This is a genomic window from Variovorax nitratireducens (assembly GCF_051216545.1).
Taxonomy (GTDB): domain Bacteria; phylum Pseudomonadota; class Gammaproteobacteria; order Burkholderiales; family Burkholderiaceae_C; genus Variovorax.
Genome location: NZ_JBPJZO010000005.1, coordinates 126,101 through 146,584, shown reverse-complemented (window position 1 = coordinate 146,584; position 20,484 = coordinate 126,101). Strand labels below are relative to the sequence as shown.

The 20,484-nt window shown below is 66.0% G+C and carries 17 protein-coding genes; 11 read left to right on the top strand and 6 right to left on the bottom strand.

The annotated features are described in order from the left end of the window. Positions 1-12: 12 nt before the first annotated feature. The 8 genes from pgm (at position 13) to ACSFA8_RS15170 (ending at position 8,605) form a co-directional block, all read left to right on the top strand. Positions 13-1,656, top strand: coding sequence for a phosphoglucomutase (alpha-D-glucose-1,6-bisphosphate-dependent) (gene pgm, locus ACSFA8_RS15205; RefSeq protein WP_435480334.1), 1,644 nt, complete (start codon positions 13-15; stop codon positions 1,654-1,656). 194 nt (positions 1,657-1,850) lie between these two features. After that, complete coding sequence (locus ACSFA8_RS15200) at positions 1,851-3,629, top strand: nitrite/sulfite reductase (protein WP_435480333.1); 1,779 nt, start codon at positions 1,851-1,853, stop codon at positions 3,627-3,629. Positions 3,630-3,684: 55 nt separating this feature from the next. Beyond that, on the top strand, positions 3,685-4,083 hold the full coding sequence (locus ACSFA8_RS15195) for a DUF934 domain-containing protein (protein ID WP_435480332.1): 399 nt from the start codon (positions 3,685-3,687) through the stop codon (positions 4,081-4,083). Positions 4,084-4,142: 59 nt separating this feature from the next. Next, complete coding sequence (locus ACSFA8_RS15190; RefSeq protein ID WP_435480331.1) at positions 4,143-4,763, top strand: phosphoadenosine phosphosulfate reductase domain-containing protein; 621 nt, start codon at positions 4,143-4,145, stop codon at positions 4,761-4,763. A 31-nt stretch (positions 4,764-4,794) separates the two neighbouring features. Then, on the top strand, positions 4,795-5,745 hold the full coding sequence (cysD, locus tag ACSFA8_RS15185; RefSeq protein ID WP_435480330.1) for a sulfate adenylyltransferase subunit CysD: 951 nt from the start codon (positions 4,795-4,797) through the stop codon (positions 5,743-5,745). 112 nt (positions 5,746-5,857) lie between these two features. After that, positions 5,858-7,213 (top strand): sulfate adenylyltransferase subunit 1, encoded by a 1,356-nt coding sequence (locus tag ACSFA8_RS15180; RefSeq protein WP_435480329.1) that lies wholly within the window; start codon positions 5,858-5,860, stop codon positions 7,211-7,213. Positions 7,214-7,256: 43 nt separating this feature from the next. Then, positions 7,257-7,586, top strand: a complete 330-nt coding sequence (gene fdxA, locus ACSFA8_RS15175; RefSeq protein ID WP_435480328.1) for a ferredoxin FdxA — start codon at positions 7,257-7,259, stop codon at positions 7,584-7,586. Beyond that, positions 7,544-8,605 carry an NAD(P)/FAD-dependent oxidoreductase gene (locus tag ACSFA8_RS15170; RefSeq protein ID WP_435480475.1) on the top strand — a complete coding sequence of 354 codons (1,062 nt, stop codon included), beginning with the start codon at positions 7,544-7,546 and terminating at the stop codon, positions 8,603-8,605. Before fdxA ends, ACSFA8_RS15170 begins: the two co-directional genes overlap by 43 nt. A gap of 16 nt (positions 8,606-8,621) precedes the next feature. On the opposite strand, the gene ACSFA8_RS15165 is transcribed toward ACSFA8_RS15170, so the two are convergent. The 6 genes from ACSFA8_RS15165 to ACSFA8_RS15140 all read right to left on the bottom strand — a co-directional run bounded on the left by ACSFA8_RS15165 (position 8,622) and on the right by ACSFA8_RS15140 (position 15,973). Then, complete coding sequence (locus ACSFA8_RS15165) at positions 8,622-9,551, bottom strand: formylglycine-generating enzyme family protein (RefSeq protein WP_435480474.1); 930 nt, start codon at positions 9,549-9,551, stop codon at positions 8,622-8,624. Positions 9,552-9,695: 144 nt separating this feature from the next. After that, positions 9,696-10,133: a CBS domain-containing protein gene (locus ACSFA8_RS15160; RefSeq protein WP_435480327.1), complete on the bottom strand. Its 438-nt coding sequence runs from the start codon at positions 10,131-10,133 to the stop codon at positions 9,696-9,698. Between the two features lie 45 nt (positions 10,134-10,178). Further along, positions 10,179-11,234 carry a 2-oxoacid:ferredoxin oxidoreductase subunit beta gene (locus ACSFA8_RS15155; RefSeq protein WP_435480326.1) on the bottom strand — a complete coding sequence of 352 codons (1,056 nt, stop codon included), beginning with the start codon at positions 11,232-11,234 and terminating at the stop codon, positions 10,179-10,181. Next, a complete protein-coding gene (locus ACSFA8_RS15150; RefSeq protein ID WP_435480473.1) occupies positions 11,231-13,078 on the bottom strand; it encodes a 2-oxoacid:acceptor oxidoreductase subunit alpha in 1,848 nt (615 codons plus the stop codon). The genes ACSFA8_RS15155 and ACSFA8_RS15150 overlap by 4 nt, the downstream gene beginning before the upstream one ends. 68 nt (positions 13,079-13,146) lie before the next feature. Then, positions 13,147-14,946 carry an FAD-dependent oxidoreductase gene (locus tag ACSFA8_RS15145; RefSeq protein WP_435480325.1) on the bottom strand — a complete coding sequence of 600 codons (1,800 nt, stop codon included), beginning with the start codon at positions 14,944-14,946 and terminating at the stop codon, positions 13,147-13,149. A 127-nt stretch (positions 14,947-15,073) separates the two neighbouring features. After that, positions 15,074-15,973, bottom strand: a complete 900-nt coding sequence (locus ACSFA8_RS15140; RefSeq protein ID WP_435480324.1) for a peptidoglycan-binding domain-containing protein — start codon at positions 15,971-15,973, stop codon at positions 15,074-15,076. Positions 15,974-16,183: 210 nt separating this feature from the next. Between ACSFA8_RS15140 and ACSFA8_RS15135 the strand changes: the two genes are divergently transcribed. Genes ACSFA8_RS15135 through ACSFA8_RS15125 form a run of 3 tightly spaced genes read left to right on the top strand, consistent with a single transcriptional unit; the run spans position 16,184 to position 20,471 of the window. Continuing rightward, positions 16,184-17,377, top strand: a complete 1,194-nt coding sequence (locus tag ACSFA8_RS15135) for a hypothetical protein (protein WP_435480323.1) — start codon at positions 16,184-16,186, stop codon at positions 17,375-17,377. Then, a complete protein-coding gene (locus ACSFA8_RS15130) occupies positions 17,374-19,419 on the top strand; it encodes a VMAP-C domain-containing protein (protein ID WP_435480322.1) in 2,046 nt (681 codons plus the stop codon). The genes ACSFA8_RS15135 and ACSFA8_RS15130 overlap by 4 nt, the downstream gene beginning before the upstream one ends. Beyond that, positions 19,416-20,471, top strand: a complete 1,056-nt coding sequence (locus ACSFA8_RS15125; protein ID WP_435480321.1) for an AAA family ATPase — start codon at positions 19,416-19,418, stop codon at positions 20,469-20,471. The genes ACSFA8_RS15130 and ACSFA8_RS15125 overlap by 4 nt, the downstream gene beginning before the upstream one ends. Positions 20,472-20,484: the final 13 nt, after the last annotated feature.

Below are 20,484 nucleotides of genomic sequence, written 5' to 3'. Positions count from 1 at the left end.
GAAAATCCCACCATGGCAGACAGCCCCCTCGCCGGCCAGCCCGCGCCCGCATCGATGCGTGCAAACCTGCCGCGCCTCGTCACCGCCTACTACGCGCAGGTGCCGGATCCCGAGGCCGCTGCGCAGCGCGTGGCCTTTGGCACCTCAGGCCACCGCGGCTCGGCCTTCAACGCCGCCTTCAACGAATGGCATGTGCTGGCGATCTCGCAGGCGATCGCCCAGTACCGCGCGCAACAGGGCATCGACGGGCCGCTGTTCCTCGGCATCGACACGCATGCGCTGTCGGAGCCGGCGGCGGCGAGTGCGATCGAGGTGCTGGCCGCCAACGGCGTCGAGCTGATGCTGGCCGCCGGCGACGAGTACACGCCCACGCCCGCGATCTCGCATGCGATCCTGGTCTACAACAAGGCGCGCACTGCCGGCCTGGCCGACGGTATCGTGATCACGCCCTCGCACAACCCGCCCGAAGACGGCGGCTTCAAGTACAACCCACCGAACGGCGGCCCGGCCGACACCGATGTCACCAAGTGGATCGAGAACCGCGCCAACGAGCTCATCAAGGCCGGCCTGCAGGGCGTGAAGCGCATGCCGTATTCGCAGGCGCTGCGCGCTGCCACCACGCACCGGCACGACTACCTCACGCACTACGTGGCCGACCTCGCCAGCATGGTCGACATGGACGCGATCCGCGCGGCCGGCGTGCGCATGGGCGTCGATCCGCTCGGCGGTGCCGGCGTGCACTACTGGGCGCGCATCGCCGAGCAGTACAAGCTGAACCTCACTGTCGTCAACGAAGAGGTCGACGCCACCTTCCGTTTCATGCCGCTCGACTGGGACGGCCGCATCCGCATGGATCCGTCGTCGGGCCATGCGATGCGCAACCTGATCGGCCTGAAGGATCGCTTCGACGTGGCCTTCGGCTGCGACACCGACCACGATCGGCACGGCATCGTGACCCGGAGCGGCGGACTGATGCAGCCCAACCACTATCTCGCCGTGATGATCGATTACCTGTTTCGCCATCGGCCGAACTGGAGCGCACAGGCCGCGGTCGGCAAGACGCTGGTGAGCAGCTCGATGATCGACCGCGTGGCGGCGCGGCTTGGGCGCCCGCTGCAGGAGGTGCCGGTCGGCTTCAAGTGGTTCGTCAACGGCCTCATGGACGGCAGCCTCGGCTTCGTCGGCGAGGAGAGCGCGGGTGCGTCGTTCCTGCGGCGCGACGGCACCGTGTGGACTACCGACAAGGACGGGCTGGCGCCGGCGCTGCTGTCGGCCGAGATCACTGCGGTGATGGGCCGCGACCCGGGCGAGATCTACAAAGAGCTGACCCAGGCTTTCGGCGACCCGGCCTACGACCGCGTCGAGGCGCCGGCCACGCCGGAGCAGAAGGCCAGGCTGTCGAAGCTCACGCCGCAGCAGGTGACCAGCACCGAGCTGGCCGGCGAGAAGATCGAGCAGGTGTTGACGAACGCACCGGCCAACGGCGCAGCGATCGGCGGCATCAAGGTGATGGCCGCCAACGGCTGGTTCGCAGCCCGGCCTTCCGGCACCGAGAGCATCTACAAGATCTATGTGGAAAGCTTCAAGGGCGAAGACCACCTGCAGCGCATCGTGACCGAGGCGCAGGCGATCGTCGACAAGGCGCTGGCCACCTGATCCGCGCCCGATGCAAGGGTTCTCCCCTTATCCAGAATATGCATCCAACCGCCCCGAAACCCGCATGGATACTGGTGAATAAGCTTATCCGCATAAGGCGCGAACCAAAAAATAGTTTGCTTCCATAAGGCGCGCTTTTACAGTTCGGCTCCCTGGCTGGCTACGGACGCGCCGCCCCCAGAACCTTTATCACGATGTACCAATACACAGATTTCGACCGCCAGTTCGTGCACCAGCGCGCGGCGCAATTCCGGGACCAACTCGAACGCTGGCAATCCGGCAAGCTGCACGAAGACGAGTTCCGCCCGCTGCGGCTGCAGAACGGCTGGTATGTGCAGCGCTACGCGCCGATGCTGCGCGTCGCGGTGCCGTATGGCGAGCTCTCGAGCAAGCAGATCCGCGTGCTGGCGAAGATCGCCCGCGAGTACGACGAGCCCGAAGTCGAGGTCTACAGAAACGCCCTCAAGACGCAGGGCAAGCTCGGCACGCAGAAGCTGCCGACGCACTACGCGCACTTCTCGACGCGCCAGAACGTTCAGTACAACTGGATTCCGCTGGCCAAGTCGGCCGACGTGATGGATCTGCTGGCCTCGGTCGACATGCACGGCATCCAGACCAGCGGCAACTGCATCCGCAACATCACGAGCGACGAGCGCGCCGGCATCGCGGTCGACGAGATCGCCGACCCGCGCCCCTTTGCCGAAATCATGCGGCAGTGGAGCACGTTGCACCCCGAGTTCGCGTTCCTGCCGCGCAAGTTCAAGATCGCGATCACCGGCGCCACCGAAGACCGCGCCGCCACCGGCTGGCACGACGTGGGCCTGCACGTGGTGAAGAACGAGGCTGGCGATGTGGGCTTCCGTGTCCAGGTCGGCGGCGGCATGGGCCGCACGCCGATCATCGGCACCGTGCTGCGCGAATTTTTGCCCTGGCAGCAGATCATGAATTACCTCGAAGCGGTGATCCGGGTCTACAACCGCTACGGCCGGCGCGACAACATTTACAAGGCGCGCATCAAGATCCTGGTGAAGGCCGAAGGCCAGCGCTACATCGACGATGTCGAGGCCGAGTACAAGCAGATCGTCGAGCACGACGGCGCGCCGCACACCATCACGCAGGCCGAGTTCGACCGCGTGGCCGCCTCCTTCGTGCCGCCGCAGCTAGCCACCCGCGTGCTGCAAAGCGCCGAGCAGACCGATGCCGACCTGCGCAAGTTCGCAGCCGACGACGAGCGCTTCGCACGCTGGCTGGCGCGCAACGTGGCGCCGCACAAGAACCCGGCCTTGCGCGCCGTGACGCTGTCGTTCAAGCGCCTGCACCAGGCACCGGGCGACGCGGATGCCCACCAGCTCGACACCATCGCGCAGCTGGCCGACCGCTTCTCGGCCGGCGAAGCCCGCGTGACGCACGACCAGAACGTGGTGCTGCCCTGGGTGCATGCCGAAGACCTGCATGCGCTCTGGTACGCGGCGCGCGAGGCCGGCTTCGCCAGTGCCAACGTGCACCTGCTGACCGACATGATCGCCTGCCCTGGCGGCGATTTCTGTTCGCTGGCCAATGCGCGTTCGATCCCGATCGCCGAGGCCATCACCGAGCGCTACCAGGATCTGGACGAGCTCGACGACCTCGGCGAGATCGACCTGCACATCAGCGGCTGCATCAACTCCTGCGGCCACCACCACAGCGGCCATATCGGCATCCTCGGCGTCGACAAGGACGGCAAGGAGTGGTACCAGGTCTCGCTCGGCGGCTCCGACGGCTCCGCGCTCAGCGGCACGCCGCAGGCCGGCAAGGCGGTCGGGCCCTCGTTCTCGGCGGCCGAAGTGCCCGATGTGATCGAGGCCGTGCTCGGCACATACCGCGACACCCGCAATGCCGGCGAGACCTTCATCGACACGCTGCGCCGCGTTGGCCACGATCCGTTCAAGGCCTCGGCAAACGGTGCGCGCATCAAGGCGGAGGCCACGGCATGAGCCGCCGGGCCGCTCCCAAGGCGAATACCGCAGCGCGTAGCGCGGAGGTTTCCGAATGAACAAGACACTCAAGCTGGTGGCGGCCGAAGACCACATCGACGACGGCGACCCGAAGGTGCTGCAGCTCGCCAATGACGCCGACCCGCAGGCGATCGAGGTCTGCCTGGCCGACATCGAGCGCATCGACCTTAACTTTCCGAAGTTCACCGATGGCCGCGCCTACAGCCAGGCCTTCCTGCTGCGACGCCGCCTCGGCTTCAAGGGCGACATCCGCGCCACCGGCGACGTGTTGATCGACCAGCTGGTGCAGATGGAGCGCACCGGCTTTTCGAGTGCCGTACTGAAGGAAGGCGTGGACGCCTCCGATGCGCAGCGCCAGTTCGACCGCTTTCCGCGCTTCTACCAGGGCGACGCGGTTGAAACTGCGCCGCACTTCGCGGCCGGCAGCGCCTGACTGCAGACCAGCACAAAGCGCGACCCAAAAGATCGTTTGTTTACCGAATTCTTCGTCACATGAGCATCGCCCTCGAACACGTCAACGCCGAACTTGGCCGCAATCCGCAGGGCCTCGTGGACTGGGCCATCGGCCTGGGCCAGCCCGCGATCGTCACCACCAACTTCCGCCCTTTCGAAGCCGTGATCCTGCACATGGTCACGCGCGCGAAGCCTGACGTGCCCGTGGTCTGGATGGACAACGGCTACAACACCGAGGCCACCTACCGCTTTGCCGACGAGGTGACGAAGCAGCTGGGTCTGAATCTGCATATCTATCTGCCGCGCCGCTCACGTGCGCATCGCGAAGCAGTGGAGGGCTCCACCCCCGGGCTCGACGATCCGCGCCATGCCGCTTTCACCGAGGAGGTGAAGCTGGAGCCCTTCGCACGCGCGCTGCGCGAGACGGCGCCGAAGGTCTGGTTCACGGCGCTGCGGGCCACCGACACGGCCGTGCGTGCGCAGATGGAGCCGGTCAGCCTCAACCCGGACGGCCTGGTCAAGGTTGCGCCGCTGCTGCACTGGTCTTCCAAGGATTTGCACGACTATTGCGAGGCGCATGGCCTGCCCAACAACTTCGACTACGTGGATCCGACCAAAGGCGAAGACAACCGCGAGTGCGGATTGCATCTCGCACATTGACAGCAAACGCCGCCCGACCTCCACCCATCCGATGAACGCCCGTACCGACACCGAACTGCTGCAACAGATGCACTCCCCCGCGCGCCTTTCCAACACCCATCTCGATGCGCTCGAGGAAGAAACCATCTTCATCCTGCGCGAAGTGGCCGCCGCATTCGAGCGCCCGACGCTGCTGTTCTCCGGCGGCAAGGATTCGCTGGTGCTCCTGAAATGCGCGGAAAAGGCCTTCGGCAGCGGCCGCATCCCCTACCCGCTGCTGATGATCGACACCGGCCACAACTTCCCTGAAGTGACGGCCTATCGCGACCAGCGCGCGCAGGAACTCGGCGCCGAGCTGATCGTGCGCAGCGTCGAAGACTCGATGGCCCGCGGCACCGTGCGACTGGCCCATCCGGGCGAGTCGCGCAACGCGCACCAGTCCGTGACGCTGCTCGAGGCGATCGAGGAATTCCGCTTCGACGCACTGATCGGCGGCGCGCGCCGCGACGAAGAAAAGGCCCGCGCCAAGGAGCGCATCTTTTCGCACCGCGATTCGTTCGGCCAGTGGCAACCAAAGGACCAGCGCCCTGAACTCTGGACGCTCTTCAACACGCGCCTGGCACCCGGCGAACACTTCCGCGTGTTCCCGATCTCGAACTGGACGGAGCTCGATGTGTGGCAGTACATCGAGCGCGAGCACGTCGGCCTGCCGTCGATCTACTACACACACAAGCGCGAAGTGGTCGAACGCCGCGGCCTGCTGGTGCCGGTGACCGAACTGACGCCGCCGCGCGACGGCGAAACGGTGCAGGTGCGCGACGTGCGTTTTCGCACCGTGGGCGACATCACGACCACCTGCCCGGTCGAAAGCCTGGCCGCCGATGCCGGCGACGTGGTGGTCGAAACGCTGACGGTCGACGTGAGCGAGCGCGGCGCCACGCGCATGGACGACATGACTTCCGAGGCTTCGATGGAGAAGCGCAAGAAAGACGGGTACTTTTGACACGCCCCCAGGCTTCGCGCACTTCGTGTCGCTACGCCCACCCCCTTGCAGGGGGCAACACCAGCGGCCCGGCAAAGCCGGTTCCGCGGTGTTTCACGAATTGGAGAACTCATTGAACGCTGCTGTCATTTCCACTGCTTCGCCCACCGCCGCCGCCGGCTCGTCCGACACCGGCACCGCCCTGCGTTTCATCACCTGCGGCAGTGTCGACGATGGCAAGAGCACGCTGATCGGCCGTCTGCTGGTCGACAGCAAGACCGTGTTGCAAGACCAGCTGGCCGGCGTGCAGCGCGGCGGCGAAACCGACCTTGCACTGCTCACCGACGGCCTCTCGGCCGAGCGCGAGCAGGGCATCACGATCGACGTGGCGTACCGCTACTTCTCGACTGCCAAGCGCAAGTTCATCATCGGCGATGCCCCGGGCCATGAGCAGTACACCCGCAACATGGTGACCGCCGCTTCGGCCGCCGACGCGGCGGTGGTGCTGGTCGACGCGACCAAGTTGCCCTGGGCCGGCGAAGTGGCCGACGGCGAAGTCGTCAAGCAGGACTTGCTGCCGCAAACCCGCCGCCACACCTTGCTGTGCAACCTGCTGCGCGTGCAGTCGATCGTGTTTGCGGTCAACAAGCTCGACGCCATGGACGATGCCGAAGTGGCCTTCGAGCGCATCTCGACGGCGCTCGAAGCCTTTGCCGAAGCGGCCGGCGTGCAGGTGGCGGCCATCGTGCCGATCTCGGCGCTCAAGGGCTGGAACGCAGCCTCGCGCTGCACCGCGCAGGCCGACTGGGCCGGCTACGCGGGCCCGAGCCTGCTCGAACTGCTCGAAGCCCTGCCCGTCACGGCGCAGGACGAAGCCGTGCCTTTCGCCTTTCCGGTGCAGTGGGTCGAGAAGTTCTCGGCCTCGGCCGACACTTCGCAGGGCCGCCGCGTGTTCTGGGGCCGCGTTGCCAGCGGCCATGTGGCGCCCGGCCAGCGCGTGACGGTGCTGCCGAGCAAGCAGACGGCCACGGTGGCGCAGGTGCTGAACCATGTGCGCCAGCCGCAGACCGTGCACGCGGGCCACAGCGCGGGCATCGTGCTCGACCGCGAACTCGACGTGTCGCGCGGCGATTGGCTGCTGGAACCCGAGGCCTTCGAGCCGGTGCGCGAGATTACCGCCACCATTGCCTGGCTCGACGACGAGCCGCTCGTCGCCGGCCGTGTCTACTGGGCGCTGCAGGGCCATCGCTGGGTCAAGGCCAAGGTGGCACGCATCATCGATCGCGTGAACATCACGACGCTCGAATCCGAGCCGACCTCGCAGCTCGAGGCCAATTCCATCGGCGACGTGGTGCTGGCACTGCAGCAGCCGCTGGCCGTCCTGCCGTTCGCACAATCGCGCGCACTCGGCTCGCTGGTGCTGGTCGATACGGCCTCGCACAAGACCGCGGCAGCCGTGCTGGTGCAGGCCGCCGTCGCAAACGCCTAAAATTACGGGTTTCCCCGATCACCTTCCGCCTGCTGCCAAGACCATGACCCACGTCGTCTCCGAATCCTGCATCCGCTGCAAATACACCGATTGCGTCGACGTGTGCCCCGTGGACTGCTTCCGCGAAGGCCCCAACATGCTGGTGATCGACCCGGACGAGTGCATCGACTGCGCGGTCTGCATCCCCGAGTGCCCGGTCAACGCGATCTATGCCGAGGAAGACCTGCCGGCCAATCAGATGGCCTTCATCAAGCTCAATGCCGAGCTGGCACTGGCCGACGGCTGGAAGAGCATCACCAAGCGCAAGCCGGCGCCGCCGGATGCCGACGACTGGAAAGACAAGACCGACAAGATCGGGGAGTTGGTGCGCTGAGCACAGCCCCTGCACCGATTGAAACCGACGCGCTGATCGTCGGTGCCGGCCCGGTCGGGCTGTTCCAGGCCTTTCAGCTCGGCCTGCTCGAAATCTCCTGCCATATCGTCGATGCTTTGCCCGCGGCAGGCGGCCAGTGCGTGAAGCTCTATGGCGACAAGCCCATCTACGACATTCCCGGCACGCCGCGCACCAGCGGCCGCGGCCTGGCCGAGTCGCTGCTGGAGCAGATCGCGCCCTTCAAGCCGCAGTTCCATTTTGGCGAACAGGTCGCCACGCTGGCGCGCCAGCCGGACGAACGGCTTCGGCTCACGACCTCCGGCGGCAAGACCTTCCTGGCCAAGACCGTCTTCATCGCCGCAGGGGTCGGCGCGTTCGTGCCCAAGCACATCGCGCTCGACGACATCGCGCGCTTCGAGGGCACGCGCGTGTTCCATCACCCCGAATCGCTCGACCGCTTCGCGGGCCAGACGGTGGTGGTGAACGGCGGCGACGACATCGCGCTGGAAACCGCGCTGGCGCTCGCCGCCATCGCCAAGCAAGTCACCCTGCTGCACCGGCGCGACGGCTTCCAGGCCGACGAGGCGCTGGTGGCGCGCATGCGCACCGCGGTGGCCGATGGCCGCATGCGCTTCGTCGTCGGCCAGCCGGCTGCCTTCGATGGCACCCGCCTGCTGGTGTCCACGCCCGACGCGCAGACCATCGAACTACCGGTCGATGCGCTGGTCGCCTGCCTCGGTATCTCGCCGCGGCTCGGGCCGATCGCCGACTGGGGCCTCGAACTCGAGCGCAAGCAGGTGCCGGTCGACACCGAGAAATTCGAAACCCGCGAACGCGGCGTGTTCGCGGTGGGCGACATCAACACCTATCCGGGCAAGCGCAAGCTCATCGTCTGCGGCTTTCACGAGGCCACACTGGCCGCATGGGCGGCCACCGCCATCGTGTTCCCGGGCAAGGCGATTCCCTTGCAGTACACGACCACCAGCACGCGGCTGCACATGCTGCTCGGCGTGGGCTGAAACCACCCGCCGCGCCTCATTGCGCGGCGACGCCGGGCGCCTCCCGCAGCAACCGGAAACCGAGCAACGTATAGCGCGTCTCCGGGTTGTTCCAGTTCCGGAACGATGAACGGGCGTAGAGCGCCCATGTATGCCACGATCCGCCACGCCGTACACGCTCCGTCCCGTCGGGCGGCCCCCGCGGATCGTCGGTTGGAGACCGCGCGTAGTAGTCCTCGCCATACCAGTCGGCGCACCATTCCCAGACATTGCCGTGCATGTCCTGCAAGCCGAATGCATTGGGAGCGAAACTCCCTGCAGGCGCGGCAAAAGCAAAGGCATCTCGGCCATCCAGGGCGAATGCACTCCACTTTGGCCAATGCGCCGCCGAGGCTTGGTCGAACACGTTGGCGCCGCGCAGCAGTCGTTGAGGATCATCGCCAGTATGGAAGCGCGAGCGCGTGCCGGCTCGGGCCGCGTACTCCCATTCCGCTTCAGTCGGGAGTCGATAGGTGGCACCTTCCCGGGCACTCAACCATCGCGCCATGGCAACGGCGTCGTTCCAAGTCACGTTGACCACCGGATGATCGTCGCCTTGCGGAAAGCCAGGATTGCGCCACGAATACCTGCGATCGCGGCCTTCGAAGGCGTCGCCGCGCGGTGATGTAGCCGGGTCGTACGAAGCATTGAAGCCATAGCCCCCGCTGCCGTCGGCTTCCGATTCGGGCGCGTAGCCGGAATCTTCGACAAAGCGCCGGAACTGACCGACGGTGACTTCGGTGCGACCGAGCCAAAACGCGCGCGTGATGCGCACGCGGTGAACCGGACTTTCATCCCCCAGCTTGCCAAACCGAGATGGGTCGTACTGTGGAAAAGCGGCCGCCAGCGCCTGCGGCACTTCTTCGCTCCCCATAAGGAATTCACCCGCTGGTACGCGCACCAGCGCAATGCCGGCCGAGTCAGTCATCTGATCGGGCAAAGCGACCCGCACGCCAAGGCCGGCGCAGCCTGCAAGCGTCCAGCAGATCGCAACTCCGAAGGATGAACGCACTGCGCTGGGCCTGCGCGACACAGATCCGTCGACGCCGCGCGACGCCCCGAGTGTCATTCCTCAGCCCAGCACATCGTTCACCTGCTCGTTGAACTCGGTCTGGCTGAGGGCCGCGCCGATCTCCCTTGGCAGCGCATCGCGCACCGAGAACACGCCGAGGATCTTCGCCCCTGCCACCAGCGGCAGATGGCGGAAACCCCGCTCCAGCATGAGCACCACCGCGTCGGACACCAGAGTCTCGGGCGGCACGCAGATCGGGTTGGGCGTCATGACCTCGCGCACCGCCGTGCGATCGGGATCGAGCCCCCGGGCCAGCACCCGGGTCATCAGGTCGCGCTCGGTCAGGATGCCCAGCAGGGTGTCCGGCAACTCCATGACGAGCACGCTGCCGCAATTGGCGCGCGTCATCACGCAGGCGGCATCCCGCACGCTGGCCTGGGGGCCCAGGCTGATCACGTGCTTGCGGGAGATGGACTGAAAAACGGTGCGCTCGGCCATGGTGCGCCTCCGGAAGTGGTGGCCAATGGTGCCGCGGGCCTGCGCTCAGCGCAAGGAGTCGTTGAGCCGTTCCAGCGCCTGGGCGCCAGGGCAAAGCTCGGCCGGCCCCAACGCATTGAGCGGCCGGTCGGTGGTGTTGAGTGCCGTGTGCAGGTCGGTGGCCAGCGGATCGACGTAGAGCAGCCCGGTCACCACCTCCCCCATCTCGTGGTGCCGCTGCATGTAGGCCATGGCGGCGAAGCGGTCGCCGGGGTTGTAGTCGGGGTGCAGGCTGCGCAGCCGCAGCAATGTGCCGTCGTGCTGGCGCACGTCCATCACCTCGCCCGGCCCCATGTCGACGGTGATTTCCTCGCGCCCACCGATGAAGTCGATGCGGCTCACCGCCTCGTTGTGCTCGCGGACGTAGTCGTAGCTCTTGGTGCTGCCGGGGTGGTTGTTGAAGGCGACGCAGGGACTGATGACGTCGATGAAGGCGGCCCCGCCGTGGCAGATGGCACCCTTGATCAGCGGCACCAGCTGCGCCTTGTTGCCCGAAAACCCCCGCCCCACGTAGCTGGCGCCCAACTGCAGCGCCATGGCGACCAGATCGACCGGGCTGTCGGTGTTGACAACACCCTTCTTGCTCTTGGAGCCCTGGTCGGCCGTGGCCGAAAACTGGCCCTTGGTCAGGCCGTAGACCCCGTTGTTTTCCACGATGTAGGCCATCCGAACGCCGCGCCGCATGGCGTGGGCGAACTGCCCCAGGCCGATGGAAGCCGAATCCCCGTCGCCCGAAATGCCGAGGTACAGCAGGTCGCGGTTGGCCAGGTTGGCGCCGGTCAGCACACTGGGCATGCGGCCGTGCACCGTGTTGAAGCCGTGCGATGCGCCCAGAAAATAATCCGGCGTCTTGGAACTGCAGCCGATGCCCGAGAGCTTGGCCACGCGATGCGGTTCGATGTCCAGCTCCCAGCAGGCCTCGATGATGGCGGCGGAGATCGAATCGTGGCCGCACCCGGCGCACAGGGTGGAGATCTTGCCCTCGTAGTCGCGCCGCGTGTAGCCGACCTTGTTGATGGCCAGGGTCGGATGGTGCAGCCGGGGCTTGGCAAGGTAGGTCATGCAGCCTCCTTCGTAGCGGCGCCGACCGCCTGCGTCTGCAGGTGCGCGCTGATGGCCTGGACGATGAAGCGCGCCGTGATGGGCGTGCCATCGAAATGCAGTACCCGGATCAGCCGGGCCGGATCGGCGTCCAGCTCGTTGACCAGCAGGCTGCGCATCTGGGCGTCGCGGTTCTGTTCGACCACGAACACCTGCGCGTGCTGCGCCAGGAACTGCACCACGCTGTCCGGGAAGGGAAAGGCGCGCAGCCGCAGCGCGTCCAGGTGGATGCCGCGTTCTTCCAGCGCTTGCAGCGCCTCGTGCATGGACGGGCTGGTCGAACCGAAATAGATCACGCCAAGGTCGGTTTTTTTGGCGGCCGGGCGCAGCACGGGCTGCGGCACCAGGGTGGCCGCGGTCGCGAACTTCTTCAGCAGCCGCTCCATGTTGTAGATGTAGTCCGGCCCGCGCTCCGAATACCGGGCGTAGGCGTCACGCGTCGTGCCGCGCGTGAAATAGCTGCCCTTGGTCGGATGCGTGCCCGGCAGCGTGCGCCAGGGAATACCGTCGCCGTCCACGTCCTTGTAGCGGCCGAAGTCGCGGCCCGCCTCGAGCTCTTCGGCGCTCATGACCTTGCCGCGGTCGTAGGCCACGCTGTCGTCCCAGACAAAGGGCTCGCACAGGCGCTGATTCATGCCGATGTCCAGATCCGTCATCAGGAACACCGGCGTCTGCAGCCGGTCGGCCAGATCCAGCGCCGCCGCCGCGTGCTCGAAGCACTCGTGCGGATCCTCGGGAAACAGCAGCACATGCTTGGTGTCGCCGTGCGAGGCGTAAGCGCAGCACAGGATGTCGGCTTGCTGGGTGCGCGTCGGCATGCCGGTGGAAGGGCCACCGCGCTGCACATTGATCAGGGTGACCGGGATCTCGGCAAAGTAGGCCAGGCCGATGAACTCGGACATCAGCGAAATGCCCGGCCCCGAGGTGGCCGTGAAGGCCCGTGCGCCGTTCCAGCCGGCGCCGACCACCACGCCGATCGAGGCGAGCTCGTCTTCGGCCTGCACGATGGCGAAGCGGTTCTGGCCGGTGGCCGGATCCACGCGGAGTTTGCTGCAGTACTTCTGGAAGGCCTCGGCCACCGAGGACGACGGCGTGATCGGATACCAGGCCGCGACCGTGGCGCCGCCATACACGCAGCCCAGCGCTGCAGCGCTGTTGCCATCCACGAAGATCCGGTTGCCCACCCGATCGGCGCGCCGCACCTGGAGCCCCAGGGGTTCCCGCAGGTTTTCCCGCGCGAAGTCGCAGCCCAGGTGCAGTGCCTGCACGTTGGAGGCCAGCAGCTTCTCCTTGCCCTTGTACTGCTCGCCGAACAGCTTTTCAACCACTTCCGGCTCGATGCCGAGCAGGATGGCCAGGGCTCCCACGTAGACGATGTTCTTGAACAGCTGGCGCTGGCGCGGGTCGTGGTAGACGGCGTTGCAGATTTCGGTCAGCGGCATGCCGATCACCCGGATGTCGCTGCGGAATTTCGACGGCGGCAGCGGCCGCGTGCTGTCGTAGAAGAGATAACCGCCCGGCGCCAGCTCGGCCAGGTCGGCGTCCCAGGTCTGCGGGTTCATCGCCACCATCATGTCGGTGCCGCCGCGCCGCCCCAGATGGCCCTCTTCGGTCACGCGCACCTCGTACCAGGTCGGCAGGCCCTGGATGTTGCTCGGGAAGATGTTGCGCGGACTCACGGGCACGCCCATGCGCAGGATGGCCTTGGCGAACAGTTCGTTGGCCGAGGCCGAACCCGAGCCGTTGACGTTGGCGAACTTGATGACGAAATCGTTGACCGCCTCGATCTGCGGGATGCTCCCCATGCTTGCCACTTCGCGTGCTTCGCTGCCCGCCGAGGGGGTCATCGCGCCTTCGGGCGGCCGAACCGCGCTCATGCCGGCACCCCCTGCCCCGCCGGTGTCATCTTCAGCAGGAATTTCTGCATGTCCCAGGCACCCGTGGGGCAGCGCTCGGCGCACAGGCCACAGTGCAGGCAGACGTCTTCGTCCTTGACCATCACCCGGCCCGTCTTGAGCCCGCCGGACACATACAGATCCTGCGCCAGGTTGAGCGCAGGCGCCTTGAGCCGGGTGCGCAATTCAGCTTCCTCGCCGTTGGCGGTGAAGCTGATGCAGTCCATCGGGCAGATGTCCACGCAGGCATCGCATTCGATGCAGGCGGTCTCGACGAATACGGTCTGCACGTCGCAGTTCAGGCAGCGCTCGGCCTCCTTGAAGGCGGTAGCGGCGTCGAAGCCCAGTTCCACCTCGACGCGGATGCTGGCCAGCGCCGTCTCGGCCTTGGCCCAGGGCACCTTGTAGCGCAGGTCGTTCGAGGTGTCGTTGTCGTAGCTCCACTCGTGGATGCCCATCTTCTGCGACACCAGGTTGCTCATGGGTGCCGGGCGAATGTAGACCGGTTCGGCACGCAGCAGCTTGTCGATGGAGACCGCAGCCTCGTGGCCATGGGCCACGGCCGTGATGATGTTCTTGGGGCCGAAGGCCGCATCGCCGCCAAAGAGGATTCGGGGCACCGTGGACTGGAAGGTGTTCTTGTCCAGCGTCGGCAGGCCCCCCTTGTCGAAGGCGATGCCGCAATCGCGCTCGATCCACGGGAAGGCATTTTCCTGTCCCACCGCGACCAGGACTTCGTCGCATTCGAAGTACGCGTCCGGCTCGCCGGCGGGCACCAGCGTGCGGCGGCCCTGATCGTCGTACTCGGCCCGGACGATCTCGAAACGCATGCCCAGCAGCTTGCCCTCCTCGTGGACGAAGGCCTTGGGCACATGGAAGTTGATGATCGGAATACCCTCGTGCTGGGCGTCTTCCTTTTCCCAGGGCGAGGCCTTCATTTCCTCGAAGCCGCTGCGCACGATCACCTTCACGTCGGTGCCGCCCAGGCGGCGGGCCGACCGGCAGCAGTCCATTGCCGTGTTGCCGCCGCCCAGCACGATCACGCGCCGGCCGATGCTGCTGACGTGGCCGAACGAAACGGAATTGAGCCAGTCGATGCCGATGTGGATGTGGGCCGCCGCTTCCTTTCGGCCGGGAGCGTCCAGGTCACGTCCGCGCGGCGCGCCGCAGCCGACGAAGATCGCGTCCCAGCCCTCGGCCATCAACGCCTTCATCGAGCCGATGCGCTCGCCGCTGCGGAACTCGACGCCCAGATCCAGGATGTAGCCCGTCTCCTCGTCGATCACCGATTCCGGCAGGCGAAAGCGCGGTATCTGCGTGCGGATGAAACCGCCGGCCTTGGCTTCGCCATCGAACACCGTCACTTCGTAGCCCAGCGGCGCCAGGTCGCGCGCGACAGTGAGCGAAGCCGGCCCCGCGCCGACGCAGGCCACACGCTTGCCGTTCTTCGGCGCGAGCTTCGGCATGCGTGCCCGCACGTCGTCCTTCATGTCGGCCGCAACGCGCTTGAGCCGGCAGATCGCCACCGGTTCCGGAAGCTGGGCGTTGCTTTCCTCCACCCGCCCGCGCCGGCAGGCCGGCTCGCACGGCCGGTCGCAGGTGCGTCCGAGGATGCCTGGAAAGACGTTGGAGACCCAGTTGATCATGTAGGCGTCGCTATAGCGGCGCTGCGCGATCATGCGGATGTATTCGGGGACGGGAGTGTGCGCCGGGCAGGCGTACTGGCAATCGACGACCTTGTGGAAATAGGCCGGGTTGGCAATGTCGGTTCGCTGCAATGCGTGTCTCCTGACAGTCGCCCTGAACCCCGAAGGGGCCGGCGAGCGGCTCTGCCACGAGTATGCGCCGCACTGGCGGGTGCAAAACCTTGGTGGAATCCCGCAGCGGCTCAGGCGCCCTCGCATGTCACCGCATGGATTCAGCGGGCAACACCGAGGTCATGAACCGGTAGCTGTGATTGACCAGGTAGCGCGGGTCCGACTTGCACAGCGCCATGAACTGGCGGTGCCCGTTTCGCGTGCGTCCAACCAGGCAGCCCGCGCTGGCGGTGCGCACGTCCTCGCGGCTGAAGTCGAAGCCCCAGTGTTGGTTGACGCCGAACATGCCCACAAAGGTCTTGTCACCAATCGGATCGAAATCCTCATTGCCGTCGCGCGTGATCTTGATGGGCAGCGTCTGCACAAGTGCCTCGTGCGCGCTCGGGCTACCGGCCTTGTGGATGCCGATCGACCATGACTTGTACTGGCCCGCGACGATGTGTGCTGCGCCTTCGGCGTGGAGCTTTTTGGTTCGCACGTAGAACGTTCCCGGCTCTGTAGTGGCCTCCCAGGCTGCCTCGACACTCGGGATGCCGTCCGCGCGAACGCGGATGGCCAGCCGGACATCCTCGAACTTGTTGTGCATGTTGGCGTTGGGCGTGCCATCAGCATCGGTTCCATCGACGTACACGATGTTGATGCAGCCCGGATGGCGGCAGACCCAGTCGCCACGCGCCGTCGCCGCGCGTACCACCCGGCCCGCAAAGTCATCGCCGGGCTTCAATGGGTACGGCGAAGGCCCTGGCGGTTCCAGGATTGCCCGGGCCTCTCTTCCCCCGAACGAAGTTGCCGCGCTGACGCCCGTCGTGCGCTCAAGGAAAGCCCCGAGCGCCCATGCTGAAACCGGCCCAAAACTCCCATCCGCAGGGGGATCAAGAAGACCGAACTCACTGAGCCGGTTCTGGAGCTCCAACGTCAGCGCCACGTCTGCACCAATGGCTGAAATCGGCATCGCTTGGGTACTTGAGGCAACTTCTTCCAGTGTCATGGGAAGCTCCTTTCATGGGGACTTCCACAGTAGGCGCGTGCGACGCGAGCGTCCATCCTCCGAACGGCTGTATGTCAATCGCCGGCTCGCAGCTCCCCCAAAAGGAGGAGGCAGCGCAATCGCCAAGGCAAGGGGCGCGAGCTAACATTCACGCCCGAAGCAGGGGGGCAGCGATCGGGTCGACGGAACCGGGAGTTCGCCATGGCAACTTTGCTTTTCGTGCACGGGACGGGCGTCCGGGGCAATACCTACGATCTTTGCTTCCAGGCGATGGCGGAACAGGTCAAAAAGCACCTGCCCGGCGTCACGCTCGCGCCATGCCTCTGGGGTGACAGCCTCGGCGCCACCCTTGCAAATGACGGGTTGTCCGTCCCCAGCTACGACGCGAACCTGCCCGACCCCGGCGGGGGCGAACGAGAGGTGCGCGAGCGCGAAGACGTACGCTGGGGGTTGCTCTATCGGGATCCCCTCTATGAGCTGCGCTCGATGGCTGCGCTGCGATCGGCCGAAGAAGCCGACCATACCGGGGAAGCCGCCGCTGCTGCGCCGTCGCCGAGAGGGGTTCTCAAGCAACTGCGCAACCTTCAATTGTCGGATCGCGTCCAGCAAGAGCTTGCCCGCACAAAACATGACCCGGCCGTCCAAATCGACCGCGCGGTGCGGGTGCTCGACGCCCCGGTTTTCGAGGATGCGCTGGCGGCACCCACCATGTCCGCCCCGGCGGTCTGGCGCCCTGCCGTCGGCCGCGCTTTCGTGGCGGCATGGATGCACGCGGCAACCAATTCGGAACTTCCCGTCATCTCGGGCGAACTGCGCGACGAGCTCTATGCCGAAGTCGTGATCGAGCTCGGCGGCGCGCCCAAGGCGATCTCGGACGCCCTGGGCGACATGTTTCTCGGGCTTGCGTCATGGGTTGCAACGCCGATCGCACGCCGCAAGCGTACGGTTCTCACCGATGCGACGTTTCCGGCAGCGGCTGACGTCCTGCTCTACCAAGTCCGCGGAAAGCGGCTGCGCGACTTCATTGCGGCCCGGCTGACGCACCTGGTGCCGCCGATCTACATCCTGGCTCACAGCCTGGGCGGGATTGCCTCGTTCGAACTGCTGGCCGAAGGCAGCGAGACGCGCGTCGCCGGGCTGATCACGGCCGGATCCCAGGCGCCGTTTCTCTACGAGATGGATGCGTTGGCAACGCTGCGCCAAGGCGCAAAGCTTCCCGACAGCTTTCCACCATGGCTCAACTTCTACAACCTCAACGACATGCTCAGCTATGTCGGCTCGGGCATCTTTCCCCAGCGCATCCGCGACGTCGAGCTCACCAGCCGTCAGCCGTTTCCACAGTCGCACAGTTCCTACTGGTCCGACCAGAAACTCTGGCGCGAGATCAAGGCCTTCATGGCATGACCCCGGTCAGCGACCCCAAGCGCGCATTCGCCGTCATCGTTGCGGTGGAGAAGAGCAGCATCCTGCCATCGGACCCGCTTCTGGGGCCGGTCGCGGACGCCAGTCGGGTCTTCGATTGGGCCGTCAAATGCGGCGTGGACCCGTCCCGCATCCGGTTGTTCGTCTCTGCCAAGTCCGGCAGCGAGCATCTTCTCGCCAACTGGGACGCCAACTACCCCCAGGCGATCCGCGCTGCCGCGACGGAGGTGGCCATCAGGGACTTCTTCGCGAAAGAACTGCCGAAGTCTGTTCCGAAGGACGGCGATGGGCTGCTGCTGGTCGCCTGGTCCGGCCACGGACTGATCGACCAACGCGCCGAGCGGCGCTCCCGCCTGCTGTTCTACGAGGATTCCGCAGCCCGCGTGCCGATCCACTGCGACGTCACTTCCTTGATGCAACTGCTCAAGGAGCGTGACTTCGCGGGCTTTCGGCAGCAGGTTCTGGTGGTCGACGCCTGCGCCACGTACTCCGGCAGCCAGTTCGGCGGGCAGTCATTGGGGCCGTCGACCAACTTTGGCCGCAGGAACAATCCCGACGTGAACATCCTGCAGTGGGCCATGATGGCCGCATCGCCCGGCGAGACCGCGTACACGGAGGCCGCGAAACCCGGCGCGACCGAGGCAGCCGGGTCCAAGTGCATGAACCGCCTGCTCGACCAGCTGACCGGCCCGGCAGCCCGGAAGCCGTGGCCGAACTTCCAGGCAGCGTTCAGTGCGACGCGGCAATCCTTCTTCGGCGACGAACAGATGCCGGTGAGCTTTGCGATCGGCTCACCGGACGATTTGACCGACGACGATGGCATCGTGCTGACCAGAACACGGACAACGCAGCTTGCCCGGGAAGTCAACAAGCTTCAAGTCGACGTCACGACGCTTCGGGCGTGTTTTTCGGCGGCATTGCAGGTCAGCACCCTTGCCGAGACACACGAGTGGGCGCTCCGGAACGGGCTGGCTGAAATGATTGAACTGTTGGGCGAGACGGCGCACCTGCCCGGACAACCCGACGCGCTCGAGCGTTTCGCGCTGGAAGTCGCCGCACGAACGAAGTCCGAACCGATCCGCGCCGGAGTGGTCACATGGCTCGGCAGAAGCCTCGGCCCGAACATCATCCAGAGCGAACTCGACCGGCGCCGCAACGAACTCGCAGCGCCACGCTCCAGCATCTGCTTCCTGCTGGTCGACGAGTGCGCCCCAGCCGCGGGCGAAGGCGCCTCGACGCTGCAGGGATGGTTGTTCATCGGCAAGAGCCCCGTGCCGATCTTTCTGGTCGACGACGACGAAGAGCCCGATGCGCAGACCGAAGCGACCCGAGCCGAGGCGCTGGGCTCGCTGATCGGGCTCGCGATCTCGCATGCCAACAGCGCCGGGATCGCGCGGCCGTTCTTCATTCTCGAGTTCGCCCTGCCGCTGGCACGGATCGACGAGGATGTCGAAACGCAGCTTTTCGACGATGGCATGAGCCATGTTCCGGTCGGGCAGCGCTACGCGGTCGTCAGGCGGATTGCGGATCGGATGCGCGCCTTGCAGCGCGCGCAAAGCCGGCAGGGCCGGAAGTTTCTGCCCGCCCTCGATGCATGGAAACGCGCCGCCGAATTTCTGAAGCAGCGCTTCAGCGTTCACGGCCTTCGGCTGGTATGGATGGAGCCTGAGCATCTTCACCGCGGTGATCTCGCGTTGAACTTCGAGAACAACCCCACGGGATCCTGCGTCGGACTGGCCATGGCGGTCGTCGACGGAACCCTGACCGAGAGTGCACGCCAGAGCCTCGTGGGTGGCGCGGTCCCGTTCGCGTGCTGGCCCCGCGCCCCCTGGACCGAAATCGACAGGCAAACCTGGGAGGCAGACATGGCAAATTGCGCCGACGACGCAGCCCTGGAAAAGGTCTTCACATTGAAGCGGACGCAGGGCGAGAAGCATCCTTCTGCAGGCCTTTCCATTCTGTGGGACGACCCATCACACGATCCATATGCGCAACAACTCGGCGCGAAGGGGGCTGCACCATGAAGAACGTGGACGACTGGAAAATCTTCCTTGGCACGCGCGAGCCACACGATCGCATCGACAAGCTTCCTGAACCACCCGCATGGCGGCCGTTCCGGATGAACGAAGCAGTGCGCGAGCGCGACATACCGCCGGCGGACAGTCTGCCTCCGTCGATGCAGCAGCGCGGCAGAACGTTCCAATCGACGCCCGAAATCCTGGAAATCGTGAACGCGGCGCTCTACCTGCGCCGGCCGCTGCTGGTGACGGGCAAGCCTGGGAGCGGAAAGTCGTCCCTGATCGACGCAGTCGCCTATGAACTGAATCTGGGAGAGCCGCTTCGCTGGGCCGTCACTTCGCGCAGCGTCCTGCGCGATGCCCTCTATGTCTACGATGCGGTCGGCCGGCTGCAGGAGCAGCAGCGGCGCGACAAGGTGGCTCCCGCGACCACGGCAGCCGATGCTGCGAACCGGGATCTTCCGATCACGAACTTCCTCCGGCTCGGGCCTCTGGGCACTGCGCTGCTGCCAACCGACCGGCCACGCGCCCTTCTGGTCGACGAGCTCGACAAGGCGGATCTGGACCTTCCGAACGACCTCCTGAACATTCTGGAGGAAGGCGAGTTCGAGATTCCGGAACTGGCGCGCCTTAGCGCCGAGTCCGGCTCGGAGGTCGTCGAGGTGCGCACGCACCGGGGACACCCGGGCGATACCTGTCCGGTTGTCGGCGGCATCGTGCGCACCAAGCAGTTTCCGTTCATGGTCTTCACCAGCAACGGCGAGCGGGAGTTTCCGCAGGCGTTCCTGCGCCGGTGCCTGCGGCTCGACATGCCGGATCCATGCAGCAGCGAAGAACGTCTCACCCGCATCGTGGAAGCGCACATGTCGGAGTTCTTCGCACCCCCTACCCTTGCTGCGGTGAGGGACCGCATCCGCGAGTTCGTGGAACGCGCCCAGAAGGAATCGCTTGCGACCGACCAGCTCCTGAACGCCATCTTCCTCATCGTCGGGAAACACGGCGTGCCTGAAGAAGAGAAGAACGCCCTGATGCGTTCCATCACCCGCTCGCTGGCCTGAAGCCCGGCGCGGT

Excerpts from the sequence above, each read along its gene's own strand:
- pgm (WP_435480334.1), top strand. The coding sequence starts at position 13 with ATGGCAGACAGCCCCCTCGCCGGCCAGCCCGCGCCCGCATCGATGCGT.
- ACSFA8_RS15200 (WP_435480333.1), top strand. The coding sequence starts at position 1,851 with ATGTACCAATACACAGATTTCGACCGCCAGTTCGTGCACCAGCGCGCG.
- ACSFA8_RS15195 (WP_435480332.1), top strand. The coding sequence starts at position 3,685 with ATGAACAAGACACTCAAGCTGGTGGCGGCCGAAGACCACATCGACGAC.
- ACSFA8_RS15190 (WP_435480331.1), top strand. The coding sequence starts at position 4,143 with ATGAGCATCGCCCTCGAACACGTCAACGCCGAACTTGGCCGCAATCCG.
- cysD (WP_435480330.1), top strand. The coding sequence starts at position 4,795 with ATGAACGCCCGTACCGACACCGAACTGCTGCAACAGATGCACTCCCCC.
- fdxA (WP_435480328.1), top strand. The coding sequence starts at position 7,257 with ATGACCCACGTCGTCTCCGAATCCTGCATCCGCTGCAAATACACCGAT.
- ACSFA8_RS15165 (WP_435480474.1), bottom strand. The coding sequence starts at position 9,551 with ATGACTGACTCGGCCGGCATTGCGCTGGTGCGCGTACCAGCGGGTGAA.
- ACSFA8_RS15160 (WP_435480327.1), bottom strand. The coding sequence starts at position 10,133 with ATGGCCGAGCGCACCGTTTTTCAGTCCATCTCCCGCAAGCACGTGATC.
- ACSFA8_RS15155 (WP_435480326.1), bottom strand. The coding sequence starts at position 11,234 with ATGACCTACCTTGCCAAGCCCCGGCTGCACCATCCGACCCTGGCCATC.
- ACSFA8_RS15150 (WP_435480473.1), bottom strand. The coding sequence starts at position 13,078 with ATGGGGAGCATCCCGCAGATCGAGGCGGTCAACGATTTCGTCATCAAG.
- ACSFA8_RS15140 (WP_435480324.1), bottom strand. The coding sequence starts at position 15,973 with ATGACACTGGAAGAAGTTGCCTCAAGTACCCAAGCGATGCCGATTTCA.
- ACSFA8_RS15130 (WP_435480322.1), top strand. The coding sequence starts at position 17,374 with ATGACCCCGGTCAGCGACCCCAAGCGCGCATTCGCCGTCATCGTTGCG.
- ACSFA8_RS15125 (WP_435480321.1), top strand. The coding sequence starts at position 19,416 with ATGAAGAACGTGGACGACTGGAAAATCTTCCTTGGCACGCGCGAGCCA.